Here is a 13,592-nt window from a genome sequence, read left to right on the forward strand (position 1 = left end):
ATTTAACAACTTATATGGACATTTATGAAATCGGCCTCGTAATAACGATACCTAATTTCATTATTTCTGCTTATTTGAATGACAGTGATTTTTCCTTCCAAAAGTGATACCAAAAGGTGATAGTAGGTAAATTATAAAACGCCCCTACCCACAATTCAATTGGTAATATTTACCAATCATCCTTGTGTTTAGGGGCGTTTAATTACTTCTCGCTTGGACACATTAGCTAAAAAATAGCTATTATTTTATTATTTGTTATAGTTTACGATATCGCCGAACTCTGGTTTCAGGGATGCACCGCCTACAAGACCTCCGTCGATGTCTGCCTGAGCAAATAACTCCGGAGCTGTCTTAGCGTTTACAGATCCGCCGTACTGGATGCGGATTGCTGCTGCAGTTGCCTCATCATAGATCTCAGCGATGCAAGCACGGATTCCTGCGCAAACTTCCTGAGCCTGCTCCGTTGTAGCTGTTTTACCAGTTCCGATAGCCCAGATTGGCTCGTAAGCGATAACGGCTGTTTTAGCCTGATCAGCTGTAACGTTCTGGAAACCAACTTTAACCTGCTGACGGATAAAGTCCATAGTTACGCCCTGCTCTCTCTGATCAAGAGTCTCTCCACAGCACATAATTGGAGTGATTCCGTGCTCAAATGCTTTGAGCATTTTTTTGTTTACAGTTTCGCTTGTCTCAGCGAAGTACTCTCTTCTCTCAGAGTGTCCGAGAACTACGTATTTAACACCAGCGTCTGTAAGCATGTTCGGGGAAATCTCACCTGTGAAAGCACCTTTCTCCTCGAAGTACATGTTCTCAGCACCTACCTGGATGTTGGAGCCTTTTGCAGCCTCAACTACAGGAAGAATATCGATAGCCGGTACGCAGAATACTACGTCAACGTCATCGTTTGCTACTAATGGTTTTAAAGTTTCTACTAATTTAACTGCCTCACTTGGAGTCATGTTCATTTTCCAGTTTCCGGCAATAATTTTCTTTCTAGACATTTTATATATCTCCTTTTGTATGATAAGGAAGTTCGATTCACTAAACGGACATGTCGCCGGCAGGCGGCATCACCATATATGAAAGTCAGCTGGTCTGCGCCGTTGGCCTGCTCTCATTAAGTTCCTTCGAACCAAATCCGCACATAATTCAAGCTGCGCTTACAGCTTGCTTTCATTAAGTGCTCTATTTATTTATCGTTAGCTGCTGCTACGCCTGGTAACTCTTTTCCTTCCAGGAATTCAAGAGATGCACCGCCACCTGTGGAGATGTGTGTCATCTTGTCACCATAGCCAAGGATGTTAACAGCTGCTGCGGAATCACCACCACCGATGATAGTTGTAGCATCTGTATCAGCAAGAGCTTTGGCAACAGCCTCTGTGCCATGAGCGAAGTTCGGCATTTCGAAACAGCCCATCGGTCCGTTCCAAACAACTGTCTTGGCATCTTTTACAGCGTCAGCGAAAAGTTTCTCTGTCTCTGGTCCGATGTCCATTCCTTCCCATCCATCCGGAATCTCACCACGTTTTACAACCTGGATATTGCAATCATTGGAGAAGGAATCACCAATTCTGTTATCAACCGGAAGAAGAAGCTTAACGCCTTTTTCTTCTGCCTTCTTCATCATGTCTAATGCATACTGAAGATAATCATCCTCGCAAAGGGAAACACCAATGTGTCCGCCCATAGCCTTGGAGAATGTATAGGACATTCCACCACCAATGATCAGAGTATCCACCTTGTCAAGAAGGTTGTTGATAACAGAGATCTTGCTAGAAACCTTAGCACCGCCAAGGATTGCTACGAATGGTCTGTCAGGATTGTTTACAGCGTTTCCGAGGAAATCGATTTCTTTCTGCATCAGATATCCAACAACAGCTGTATCTACATATTTGGTAACACCAACGTTAGAGCAGTGTGCTCTGTGAGCGGTACCAAATGCATCGTTTACAAATACATCGCAAAGAGAAGCAAGTTCCTTGCTGAATTCATCACCGTTCTTAGTCTCTTCTGCACGATAACGGGTATTCTCAAGAAGAATGATCTCGCCGTCTTTCATGTCAGCTACTGCTGCTTTTACAGTGTCATCTACAACAACCGGGCTTGGAACGAATTTCACTTCCTGTCCGAGAAGCTCTGTGAGACGTTTAGCAACAGGTGCAAGAGAAAGCTCCGGTTTCGGCTCTCCTTTCGGTTTTCCAAGGTGAGAGCAAAGGATAATCTTTCCACCATCTGCAACAAGCTTCTTGATTGTAGGAAGAGCTGCTACCAGACGGTTCTCATCTGTAATCTTACCGTCCTGCAGAGGTACATTGAAGTCACATCTTACGAGGACTCTTTTGCCTTTTACGTTGATGTCATCAACAGATTTCTTATTCAGCATCTTGTTATGCCTCCTTATAAAATTTAACTTTTTATACAGACAAAAGGGTCCGGTCCTATTCAGACCGGACCCTTCTCTGAGTCTTATTCATATGCTGTCAGGCCATGGCTTGTCAGCATTTGAAAACCCTACTCTGCTTCTGATTAAGCGTTAAGCAGTTTACCAAAGTGTTTGATTGTACGAACCATCTGGCTTGTGTAGGAGTTCTCATTGTCATACCAGGAAACAACCTGAACCTCTGTTGTGCCATTCTCAAGTGGAAGAACCATTGTCTGAGTAGCATCGAACAGAGAACCAAATCTCATACCAACGATATCGCTGGAAACGATCTCATCTTCGTTGTATCCGAAGGACTCGTTAGAAGCTGCTTTCATAGCTGCGTTGATCTGCTCTTTAGTTACATTTCCTTCAACAACTGCTGTAAGGATTGTAGTAGAACCTGTTGGGGTTGGAACACGCTGTGCGGAACCGATCAGTTTTCCGTTCAGTTCTGGGATAACAAGACCGATTGCTTTAGCAGCACCTGTGCTGTTCGGAACGATGTTAACTGCAGCTGCACGGGATCTTCTCAGATCGCCTTTTCTCTGCGGTCCGTCAAGTGTCATCTGATCGCCTGTGTAAGCGTGGATTGTGCACATGATACCGGATTTGATTGCAGCAAGGTCATTAAGTGCTTTAGCCATTGGAGCTAAGCAGTTTGTTGTACAGGAAGCTGCGGAAATGATGTGATCCTCTTTTGTAAGAGTCTCATGGTTTACATTGTAAACGATTGTCTTAAGGTCGTTTCCAGCCGGAGCGGAAATGATAACGTGTTTAGCACCTGCATCGATATGAGCCTGAGCTTTGTCTTTGGATGTATAGAATCCAGTACACTCAAGAACTACGTCTACACCGATCTCTCCCCATGGAAGCTCAGCAGCGTTAGCTTTTGCATAAATTTTGATTTCTTTTCCGTCAACTGTGATGGAATCCTCTCCAGCTACTACTGTATCTGCAAGAGCATATCTTCCCTGAGTTGAGTCATATTTTAATAAGTGAGCGAGCATTTTAGGAGATGTTAAGTCGTTGATAGCAACGATTTCAAATCCTTCTGCACCGAACATCTGACGGAATGCAAGACGACCAATACGTCCAAAACCATTAATTGCAACTTTTACTGCCATGATAAATTCCTCCTATGAATTAAATGGTAAAAATTATGTGAGTGCTTCAATCTTTGTGAAAGAAACATCAACCTATAGCGTATTGTACCTAATTCCGAACAAAAATTCAAGCCTATTTTCAAAAAAATAACAGGCAAATTGCCACAAATATTCTCTGATATGATATACTGCTCTCAAATGAGACAATTAAGTCCCTTTTATGACACATTGGCAGCATTTATGCACGTTTTTTCCTTTCTTTTTCGTGTAGGAAGAATTTTTTTCACATGTTCCTTCGCTGTACACTTATCCATAAAATATATCTTTATATTTACAGAAAATATATTTTTAAAATACTTTGCTTGGTTTATAATTTATAAGGAGGTTATTATGAAAATACTTTCCAACTCTCCCGGAGTTTTGTGGGACTGCCACATGCATTCTGAATTTTCCGCAGATTCCGGCACTCCCACTGCGGATATGATCCGCCAGGCCATTGCACTGGGGTTTAAGGGAATCTGCTTTACAGAGCATCTGGATCCAGACTATCCACCAACTCCGGATGACCTGGAATTTGCCCTGGATATTCCCGCCTATTACACTAAACTCAACGAACTGAAAGAGACTTACAAGAATCAGATTCACATCCATTTCGGTATTGAGATCGGTTTGCAGCTTCATCTTAAACAATATTTTCACAATCTTTTAAAAGAATATCCTTTCGATTTCGTGATTGGTTCTTCTCACGTAGTCCACGGTGCTGACCCCTACTACCCGGAATTTTTCCAGGACAGGGACGAGGAAAAGGCTTATCTTGAATATTTTGAATCCATTCTGGAGAATCTGGATGCATTTCATGAAATGGACACTTATGGACATCTGGATTATATTGTCCGCTATGGTCCAAACAAAAACCAGTTTTATTCTTATGAAAAATATCGGAACATTCTGGATGCGATTCTGAAAAAACTGACAGACACAAATGTAGGACTGGAAATCAACACTGGCGGTTATCACTACGGTCTTGGAGAGCCAAACCCATGTACGGATATCATCCGACGTTATAAAGAACTAGGGGGCGAAATCATCACCATTGGTGCTGACGCGCATACGCCGGATAAAATAGGATACGCTTTTGATAGGGCCGCGCAGGTGCTGAAAGAATGTGGATTTAAATATTATACAGTATTTAAAGATCGGAAACCAAACTTTGTAAAACTATAACGAAACCCTGTTTTTCCATACCCGGCAGAAGCAATCAGCCCGGCTTTTAGAACGTGTTAAAAAAATGCCTCATCGCCATAACAAGCGATGAAGCATTTTTTGCATTTCTTTATAAATTCAGCCTGAAGTATTATTTTTGATTACCACTCAAGACCAGGTCAGTCATTATTTCTGCACTTTCTCCAAAAACAGAGAAATAATTCCTTTCTTTTCCTTCTCATGTGCCTTGTTATACAAAGATCTGCACCATTCTGTGATAACTTCGATTACAACCGGAGAGAAGGTCATCAGGATAAATACCAGGATGATCATTCCGAATTCCAGGGAGCCAAGTGCCAGCAAGTTCTGCACACATACGGCTGCGAAGAAAAAAATGAACTGCATACCATAAATAATGATTTTCCTGTACCTGCTTAGAGGCGCGTATACCGTCTTCAAAGCTGCCATGTAGTTCCATCCGGTTACCAGGAAACAGGCTGTACTCAGCATTACATTGCTATGGTAAACGTTCTGGCAGACCAGCATAATGGTAAATACACATCCCGTAATGGTGACTGCTGCTGGGAATGCATTCATAAATACATAACGCAGAAAACCACTCTCAATCTTGTTGAAGTTGTTTTCCTGGGCGAGCAGGAAGGTTGGGATACCCACTGCGCAGGCACTGATCAGGGACATCTGAATTGGCTCAAACGGATAGCTATCGCCCCAGAAAATAGTGATCAGACACAGCAGCACAGAGAAAATAGTTTTGATCAGGAACATGGAGGCTGCGGTACGGATGTTGTTCACCACACGGCGTCCCTGGTTCACAATTTCCGGCATAGCGGCAAAATTGGAATCCATGAGCACTACATTTGCAATGTTCTTGGCAGCATCACTTCCCTCTGCCATAACCACGCTGCAGTCTGCCTCTTTCAGTGCCAAAACATCGTTCACACCGTCACCGGTCATGGCAACTGTATGCTTCTGTTTCTGAAGGGCAAGCACCATCTCTTTCTTCTGCTGCGGAGTTACACGGCCGAATACGGAACACTCTGCAACGGCACGCTCCATATCCTCCGGTGTGGTGATAGTGGTGGCATCAATATATTTATCTGCATTCTCCAGGCCTGCTTTTTTTGCAATGGCAGAAACAGTCACAGGATCATCACCGGAGATCACTTTCAGATCTACGCCCTGGTCTTTGAAAAATGCCAGAGTTTCAGGTGCATTGTCTCGGATAATGTCGGTAAGCATAAATAAGGCAACTGGTTTCAGGCCTTCTGGAAGTTCATTTTCCTGGTTCAGATTAGGCTGTGCGCCAGTACCAGGACACGAAGACCTTCTTTTCCATAAGCAGAACACTGCTTCATCAAATCTTCATTTCCATCCGGGAAAAGAAACTGGGCAGCGCCCATCAGATAGGTTCCCTCTTCTTTAAACGCCACACCACTGTATTTACGATCTGAAGAGAACGGAATGCAATGATCTACCGGCATGTCCGTTCTTCTGGAGAAGCGTTTGTGGAGGGCATCTGCAGTGGCATTCTTGTCCTTTAAAACAGACATCATGTTCGCCATAACACGCTCGATCTCGCCCATAGTCAGTTCTAGCTGGGCACCACTGACGGTCAAGCCTGTATTCTCCGCACCCTGAATCTCCGAAGCCGCCAATTCCGTCAGTTCCTTAGTCTCCCCTTCTGCCCCATTTATGGTACTTTCGCTTTCACTCACATTCGCCCCATCCGGAGCCTTGATCTCCATCCCTTCCACATAGGGCTGTACCTGTTCCACGCACATAGTACCGGCTGTGATGGTTCCGGTTTTATCCAGACAGAGGGTATCCACTCTCGCCAGAGTCTCAATACAATACAATTCCTGCACCAGGGTATTCTTACGGGTTAACGTCAGCGCACCAAGCGTCAGCGCCACGCTGGTAAGGAGCACCAGTCCCTCCGGGATCATTCCGAGGACAGCTGCTACCATATTAACTACTGCATCTCTGATTCCGTTTCCAGCAATATAATACTGCTTATAAAACAGCAGCATTCCCATAGGAACTATGATCACACTGATGGTCTTCAAAATCGCATTCAGAGAGTTGCGCAACTCGGAATTATGACGTTTAAATTCCTTTGCCTCGCTGGTGATCTGGGAAGCATAATTGTCCTTACCTACATGGATAACCTGACAGCAGGCCTCTCCGGATGTAACAAAACTTCCAGAAAAAAGCTCGTCCCCTTCATTTTTCTGAAGATTGTCAGATTCTCCTGTCAGCAGGGATTCATTGACCTCAATACTGCCCTCAAGCACCCTGGCATCTGCGGGCACCTGATCTCCTGTTTTCAGAAAAAGGATATCATCCAGAACCAGCTTCTCCGTGGAAATGGACCATTTTTTCCCTTCACGCAAGACCACTGCCTTGCTCTCTGTAAGGATAGCCAGCTTATCCAGCGTCTTTTTCGCACGCACTTCCTGGATGATTCCGATCACCGTATTGATCACAATAATTCCCATGAACATGGAGTTCTTATAGGAACCAACCAGCAATACCATAATCATCAGAGCCAGGTTCAGAAAGTTGAAAAATGTAAGCACATTCTCCCTTACGATCTGCTTATAGCTCCTTGTGTTGGGATTCTCATTGACATTGATTTTCCCCTCTTCAATTCTTTGTTGTACCTGTTCGTTTGTCAGTCCTGTCATCGTTACTTCCTTCATTCTTATGTTTTATTTAAGGATGTTTCCGTTTTACTCTTTTTCCCATTGTATGATACCAGTGTCAAAAGGTCAAAAAACCGTTCGTGCCATTGTATTAAAATAGGGCAGATGATAACATCCGCCCTGATGAATTCTCTTTACGGTCTGCCTCATCTTTACCACCTATTTATCTGTAACGAAATAAATCTGCTTAAGGATTCGGTTTCCTGTAAAAAATATTATTCTTTTGTATCGATGACGACACTTTATAATTACTGCAATTCGCAGTAACTATTAATACTCTTCTTCCTCTGCCTCTTCACCCTCGTGAATGTCAGACTTCGGTTTCTTCAGACCTTCGATCTCAATGTGATGCTTCTGTGCGTAATCCCACAGTGCAGCATGTACAGCCTCCTCTGCAAGAAGAGAACAGTGTACTTTCACTGGCGGAAGTCCGTCAAGAGCCTCCATAACAGCCTTGTTGGTAAGCTTCATGGCTTCCTCAATAGTTTTACCTTTTACCATCTCAGTAGCCATACTGCTGGTTGCTACTGCGGCACCGCAGCCGAAGGTTTTGAATTTGCAGTCTCTGATAATATGTGTCTCGTCATCGATATCCAGGAAAATTCTCATAATATCGCCGCATTTGGCATTTCCTACTGTACCGACACCGCTTGCATTCTCTATTTCTCCAACATTACGTGGATGCTGGAAATGATCCATTACTTTCTCACTATACATCTTTTTTTCCTCCTGGCAAGTGTTTTAATCAAATTTTTTATTTTTTTTAACTATTCAGCAGGCACTATTCCGCGAGGTGTTTTTTGTGAACGTAGTTCACAGAAAACCCGAGAATGTCGGCGCGAAATCATGCAAAGCATGATTTCTGTGCATCGCGAAACGTGTAACTGTGAAGGTACTGAACAGTTACTGTTTTTTTATAAAATCTTCATATAATGGAGACATTGATCGCAGGTAAGCTACGATTTCTTTCAGCTTATCTACTACAAAATCAGCATCTTCCATGGTAGTCTCCTCGCTTAAGGTCATACGCAGGGAACCATGTGCAATCTCATGTGGGAGTCCGATAGCCAGAAGTACATGGGACGGATCCAGGGAGCCTGATGTGCAGGCGGAACCGCTGGATGCACAGATGCCATAATTGTCAAGCATAAGCAACATGGACTCTCCTTCGATGAACTGGAAGCTTACATTTACATTATTCGGAAGACGTTTGGTGCGGTCACCATTTAATTTCACATACGGAATCTCTTTCAGGATTCTTTCAATGAAATGATCTCTTACCTGAATCTCTTTGTCTGTACGTTCTTTCATAGTGCGGACTGCACGATCTGCAGCAACGCCGTAACCTACGATTCCAGGAACATTCTCTGTACCTGCGCGGCGCTTTCTCTCCTGCGCTCCACCATGTACAAAGGAACGTATCTTAACACCCTTGCGGATGTAAAGGAAACCGATTCCCTTCGGTCCATTCAGCTTATGTCCACTGGAGCTGAGCATATCAATTCCTAACTCATCTACATTGATCGGCACCTGTCCAAAAGCCTGTACTGCATCTGTGTGGAAAAGGATGCCATGCTCTTTGGCAATTGCACCGATTTCCCTGATCGGCTGGATAGATCCGATCTCATTGTTCGCAAACATAACAGAAATCAGAATCGTCTCTGGTGTAATAGCTTTCTCAAGCTCGTCAAGCTTCACAATACCATTCTCATCTACATCAAGATATGTGATCTTCGCTCCGCGCTCTTTCTCAAGATATTCGCAGGTGTGAAGGATTGCATGATGCTCAATTTTGGTTGTGATGATGTGGTTTCCTTTGGATTTATATGCTTCAAAGGTGGCTTTCAGTGCCCAGTTATCAGACTCTGAACCGCCAGCTGTGAAATAGATTTCTTCTTTCTTGGCACCAAGTGCATCTGCGATCTGGCCTCTTGCCTTGCTGACGCCTTCTTTGCTCTTGGATGCGAAGTCGTAAATGCTGGATGGATTTCCATACATTTCGGTAAAATAAGGAAGCATTGCTTCTACTACTTCCGGAGCGGTCTTGGTAGTAGCCGCATTATCCAGATATATCATTTTTCCCATTTTTCTTCCTCCTGGTTTATTGGTATCAATTCGATATGAAAGACTCCCGGGAAAGGGTTATTTCATCTATCTCCTTAGGTACTTTTCTATTTCCTAGTATTTCGCTTGGATTTCTATCCCACTTTACCAGATAATAACAGTTCTGTCAAGGCACATTTACAGCATAAACTAATTAAAAGGATGAAGAGGATAGGCGGATTCTTATGTCTGACAAACTTTTTATCAAAGGAACCCTGATTCTTACTCTTACAGGTCTTGCAAGCCGCCTGATGGGTTTCTTCTATAGAATATTCTTATCTCATACTATTGGTGCACAGGGAGTGGGAATTTACCAGCTTACGCTTCCGGTTCACGCAATCGTACTGGCAGCCTGCTGTATGGGCATTCAGGCTGCTATTTCCAGGCTGTGTGCCTCTTTCACTGCCCTTGGAAAAGAAAAAGAGTCCAGAGATGCGTTGCTTCTTGGAACATTTCTTTCGATGGCACTTTGCGGACTTTTATCTTTTCTGGTCTATTGGAATGCAGATTTTGTGGCTTCTGCCTTGTTAAAAGAGCCGCGTACTGCGGTTCTGCTTCGTATTCTTGCCTTTAGTTTTCCTTTTTCAGCCTTGCATTCATGCGTAAACAGCTTTTATTATGCCAGAAAAACGACTGGAATTCCAGCTTTTATCCTGCTTCTTGAGCAGACTTCCCGGATCGGCAGCACTTACGTGATCTACCTGATTCTGATTTCCCAGAAAAAAGAGATTACCCCTGTAATAGCGGCCGGAGGTGCACTTTTCAGTGAGCTTACAGCCACTGCAGCATGTATGCTGGCGCTTGGACTGGATTTTTCCAGGGAAAATTACAAACCAGGCACCGGACTGCTTCGACGTATTTTACGAGTATTTTTCTGTATGAGCAAAGGTGCTCACAGAAATTCACCTTCTGCTGTAAAATATATTTCACATATACCACCAGCTTCTGCCAAAAACAATACTGCCACTTCCATAAATGTTCTTTTAAAAGAAATCGCCCAGATTGCAGTTCCCCACTCTGTCAACCGGCTGCTGCTTACCTTACTCTCTGGCATCGAAATGGTTCTTATTCCCCAAAGATTGCTTCTGTCTGGAATAAATCAGACTGATTCCTTGTCTGTGTACGGAATTTTTACCGGAATGGCGCTGCCGCTGATTCTTTTCCCGGCGACACTGACAAATTCTGCCTCTGTTATGCTGATGCCTTCTGTGGCTGGTTTACAGGCCCTCGGTCATGAAAAAAAAATTCGGCATGTGATCCGCCGCACCTGTGAAAACTGCTTTTTCTTCGGAGGTTTCTGTACATTCTTTTTCTTTATTTTCGGAAAATCACTGGGGAATTTTCTTTTTCACAGCGAAACTGCGGGGATTTATATAAGAACGTTAGCTTTTATCTGCCCTTTTCTTTATACAAATACTGCACTGGAAAGTATTCTGAACGGTCTCGGGCGCCCAGATGCCTGCCTATTTCACAATATTGCAGGAGTGTGTATCCGAATTGGATTTGTTTTCTTTTCTATTCCTGTGCTTGGAATCCGTGGATATTTTTACGGAATGCTCCTTTCCCAACTGATTCTTACCTTGCTTCATTTCATTTATCTAAACAGACTGGAGCATGTTTGAAAAATCATTCCTGCAATTTGCCTATCGACATTTTTTCCATCATAGTCTATAATATTGAATCGAAAATAAATTTTGCCGATAAAAGGAGAAAATACCATGGGATTTGAATTCATCAAAAAGCTTCCAACCCCCGACGAGATCCGCAACCAATATCCCATTGATGCAAAGATCAAGGCACTGAAAGAGAAACGTGATCAGGAAATCCGTGACGTATTCACTGGAAAATCCGATAAATTTCTTGCAATCATTGGTCCCTGTTCTGCAGATAATGAAGATGCTGTATGCGACTATCTGCTGAGACTTCGCAAAGTTCAGGACAAGATTGCGGATAAAGTTTTAATCATTCCTCGTGTTTATACAAATAAACCCCGTACTACCGGAGAGGGTTATAAAGGAATGGTTCATCAGCCAGATCCGGAGAAAAAACCTAATATGCTTGCCGGTCTTGTTGCCATCCGAAAAATGCACATCCGTGCTATTGAAGAGAGCGGATTTACCTGTGCGGACGAGATGCTTTACCCTGAGAACTGGCGTTACCTTTCCGATCTTCTTTCCTATGTTGCTGTAGGAGCACGTTCTGTTGAGGATCAGCAGCACCGTCTCACTGTCAGCGGTATGGATGTTCCGGCGGGAATGAAGAATCCTACAAGTGGTGACTTCAGTGTTATGCTGAACTCTGTTGTTGCAGCTCAGGGCAGCCATACATTTATCTACAGGGGATGGGAAGTTGAAACTACAGGAAATGAGTTGACACATACCATTCTTCGTGGTGCTGTAAACAAACACGGAGAGGCTATTCCTAATTACCATTACGAAGATCTTCGTCTTCTTTTCGAGAAATATTCCGCTAAGAACCTGAAGAATATGGCTACCATCGTGGATACCAACCATTCCAACTCCAACAAGCAGTATGAGCAGCAGATCCGTATTGCCAAAGAAGTTCTTCACAGCCGTCAGGTTGATTCTGATGTTCGTGGGCTGGTAAAGGGTCTTATGATCGAAAGCTACATTGAGCCAGGCAATCAGAAGATCGGACCAAACCATGTATATGGTAAATCCATTACAGATGCTTGTCTTGGATGGGAAGAATCTGAGAAGCTGCTTTATACAATCGCTGAGATGTGCTAGCGCCTGTTTGAAAAATCATTCCCGCAATCTGCACGCCCCACTTTGCGGTATATTTTCAGAAATAAAATTTATTTATCTCCTGTATTCTGATTTCGGAATGCGGGAGATTTTTCAGACACGCTCTAATATCTTCCGATAGAATTTTCGGTCAAACATTTTTATAATACAAGAAAGAATCTTACTTTGCAGAATTTTCATTACATAAAAAAGAATCCTGCTTGCAGGATTCTCCGCCTGCGGCGGGTCGCCTCGAGCGACAACTACCTTTCCGCCGCAGTGCGATCCTGCCCGGTAGGGCTTTTTATGTAATAGGAATTCCAACGGAATTTCCTATTACATAAAAAACTGCCCACAGGTCTCTCCCATGGACAGTTATCATCTTATTCGCTCTTCTCAATGTCTTGGATGTGCTTTCATATACACATCTCGCATCCGGTTAATATTCATGCTTAAATATACCTGAGTCGTAGAAATATCGGAATGTCCCAGCATTTCCTGGACGCTTCGGATGTCTGCTCCATTCTGCAGCATATGTACTGCAAAAGAATGTCTCAATGTATGTGGCGTAATATCTCTGTGAATTCCAGCCTCCTGGGCATAGCCTTTCAGCATTTTCCAGAATCCCTGACGGCTCATGGCCTTACCGGAGCAATTTGTGAACAGCGCATGCTCTGAATCATCTTTCACAAATACCTTACGTCCCTCTTCAAGATAAAGATTCAACGCTTCCTTGCTTACATTTCCAATCGGATGATACGCTCTTTATTCTCCTGGCAAACCACATAGCCAAGCTGAAGGTTTACATCTGTGGTCTCCAGATGGATCAGTTCGCTGACACGCATACCAGTGGCATATAAAAGCTCTAACATAGCCTTATCCCGAATTCCCTTAGGCGTAGTCAGATCTGGCTGCTTCAAAAGATCGTCAACTTCCTGAATACTGAGAATCTCCGGAAGCTTCTTCTCTACCTTTGGAGATTTCAGATTATCTGTGGGGTTCTCTTCCATCTTCCTAAGTGCAAACATGTGTTGAAAAAAAGCACGCATGGAAGCAACACTTCTTGAAATAGTGGATGACGCGAAGTTCTCTTTCTCCATATAATCCATGTATCCCATAAGATCAAATTCACGGACATCTTCCGCTTTCATAATCCCCTTCATTTCCAGGTATGCAGCCATCTTGTTCAGATCCCGCTGATAGGAAACCTCTGTATTCTGGGATGTTTTTTTCGTATTATGTAAGTATTCAATAAACTCGCGTATTTCCTGTTCCATATTGTTTACTT

The 13,592-nt window shown here is 43.4% G+C and carries 12 protein-coding genes; 3 read left to right on the top strand and 9 right to left on the bottom strand.

Annotation, left to right across the window (positions count from 1 at the left end):
- Nucleotides 1-248: 248 nt before the first annotated feature.
- The 3 genes from tpiA to gap form a co-directional block, all read right to left on the bottom strand.
- Entirely contained in the window at nucleotides 249-1,001 is a 753-nt protein-coding gene (gene tpiA / locus DW904_RS12150) for a triose-phosphate isomerase (protein WP_118580952.1), read from the bottom strand.
- A gap of 188 nt (nucleotides 1,002-1,189) precedes the next feature.
- Entirely contained in the window at nucleotides 1,190-2,383 is a 1,194-nt protein-coding gene (locus DW904_RS12155) for a phosphoglycerate kinase (RefSeq protein ID WP_118580955.1), read from the bottom strand.
- Nucleotides 2,384-2,526: 143 nt separating this feature from the next.
- Complete coding sequence (gene gap, locus DW904_RS12160; RefSeq protein WP_117851616.1) at nucleotides 2,527-3,546, bottom strand: type I glyceraldehyde-3-phosphate dehydrogenase; 1,020 nt, start codon at nucleotides 3,544-3,546, stop codon at nucleotides 2,527-2,529.
- A 369-nt stretch (nucleotides 3,547-3,915) separates the two neighbouring features.
- On the opposite strand from gap, the gene DW904_RS12165 reads away from it, so the two are divergent.
- A complete protein-coding gene (locus DW904_RS12165) occupies nucleotides 3,916-4,749 on the top strand; it encodes a histidinol-phosphatase HisJ family protein (RefSeq protein ID WP_118580958.1) in 834 nt (277 codons plus the stop codon).
- Nucleotides 4,750-4,914: 165 nt separating this feature from the next.
- On the opposite strand, the gene DW904_RS23995 is transcribed toward DW904_RS12165, so the two are convergent.
- From DW904_RS23995 to nifS, 4 genes are all read right to left on the bottom strand, one after another.
- A complete protein-coding gene (locus tag DW904_RS23995) occupies nucleotides 4,915-6,096 on the bottom strand; it encodes an HAD-IC family P-type ATPase (RefSeq protein ID WP_243110412.1) in 1,182 nt (393 codons plus the stop codon).
- Nucleotides 6,036-7,436 (bottom strand): HAD-IC family P-type ATPase, encoded by a 1,401-nt coding sequence (locus tag DW904_RS24000; protein ID WP_243110413.1) that lies wholly within the window; start codon nucleotides 7,434-7,436, stop codon nucleotides 6,036-6,038. Before DW904_RS24000 ends, DW904_RS23995 begins: the two co-directional genes overlap by 61 nt.
- 288 nt (nucleotides 7,437-7,724) lie before the next feature.
- Entirely contained in the window at nucleotides 7,725-8,171 is a 447-nt protein-coding gene (nifU, locus tag DW904_RS12175; protein WP_118580961.1) for a Fe-S cluster assembly scaffold protein NifU, read from the bottom strand.
- A 186-nt stretch (nucleotides 8,172-8,357) separates the two neighbouring features.
- Nucleotides 8,358-9,539, bottom strand: coding sequence for a cysteine desulfurase NifS (gene nifS, locus DW904_RS12180; RefSeq protein WP_118580964.1), 1,182 nt, complete (start codon nucleotides 9,537-9,539; stop codon nucleotides 8,358-8,360).
- 203 nt (nucleotides 9,540-9,742) lie between these two features.
- Between nifS and DW904_RS12185 the strand changes: the two genes are divergently transcribed.
- Together DW904_RS12185 and DW904_RS12190 are read left to right on the top strand one after the other, a co-directional pair.
- Nucleotides 9,743-11,179, top strand: coding sequence for an MATE family efflux transporter (locus tag DW904_RS12185; protein ID WP_118580967.1), 1,437 nt, complete (start codon nucleotides 9,743-9,745; stop codon nucleotides 11,177-11,179).
- 96 nt (nucleotides 11,180-11,275) lie between these two features.
- Nucleotides 11,276-12,307 carry a 3-deoxy-7-phosphoheptulonate synthase gene (locus DW904_RS12190; protein WP_118580970.1) on the top strand — a complete coding sequence of 344 codons (1,032 nt, stop codon included), beginning with the start codon at nucleotides 11,276-11,278 and terminating at the stop codon, nucleotides 12,305-12,307.
- A gap of 393 nt (nucleotides 12,308-12,700) precedes the next feature.
- On the opposite strand, the gene DW904_RS25590 is transcribed toward DW904_RS12190, so the two are convergent.
- Both DW904_RS25590 and DW904_RS25595 read right to left on the bottom strand, forming a co-directional pair.
- On the bottom strand, nucleotides 12,701-13,030 hold the full coding sequence (locus DW904_RS25590) for a tyrosine-type recombinase/integrase (RefSeq protein ID WP_347562136.1): 330 nt from the start codon (nucleotides 13,028-13,030) through the stop codon (nucleotides 12,701-12,703).
- A gap of 11 nt (nucleotides 13,031-13,041) precedes the next feature.
- On the bottom strand, nucleotides 13,042-13,581 hold the full coding sequence (locus DW904_RS25595; protein ID WP_118580979.1) for a site-specific integrase: 540 nt from the start codon (nucleotides 13,579-13,581) through the stop codon (nucleotides 13,042-13,044).
- Nucleotides 13,582-13,592 lie beyond the last annotated feature (11 nt).

Origin of the sequence: Ruminococcus sp. AM42-11, from assembly GCF_003480145.1 — a bacterium.
Classification (GTDB): Bacteria; Bacillota; Clostridia; order Lachnospirales; family Lachnospiraceae; genus Blautia_A; species Blautia_A faecis.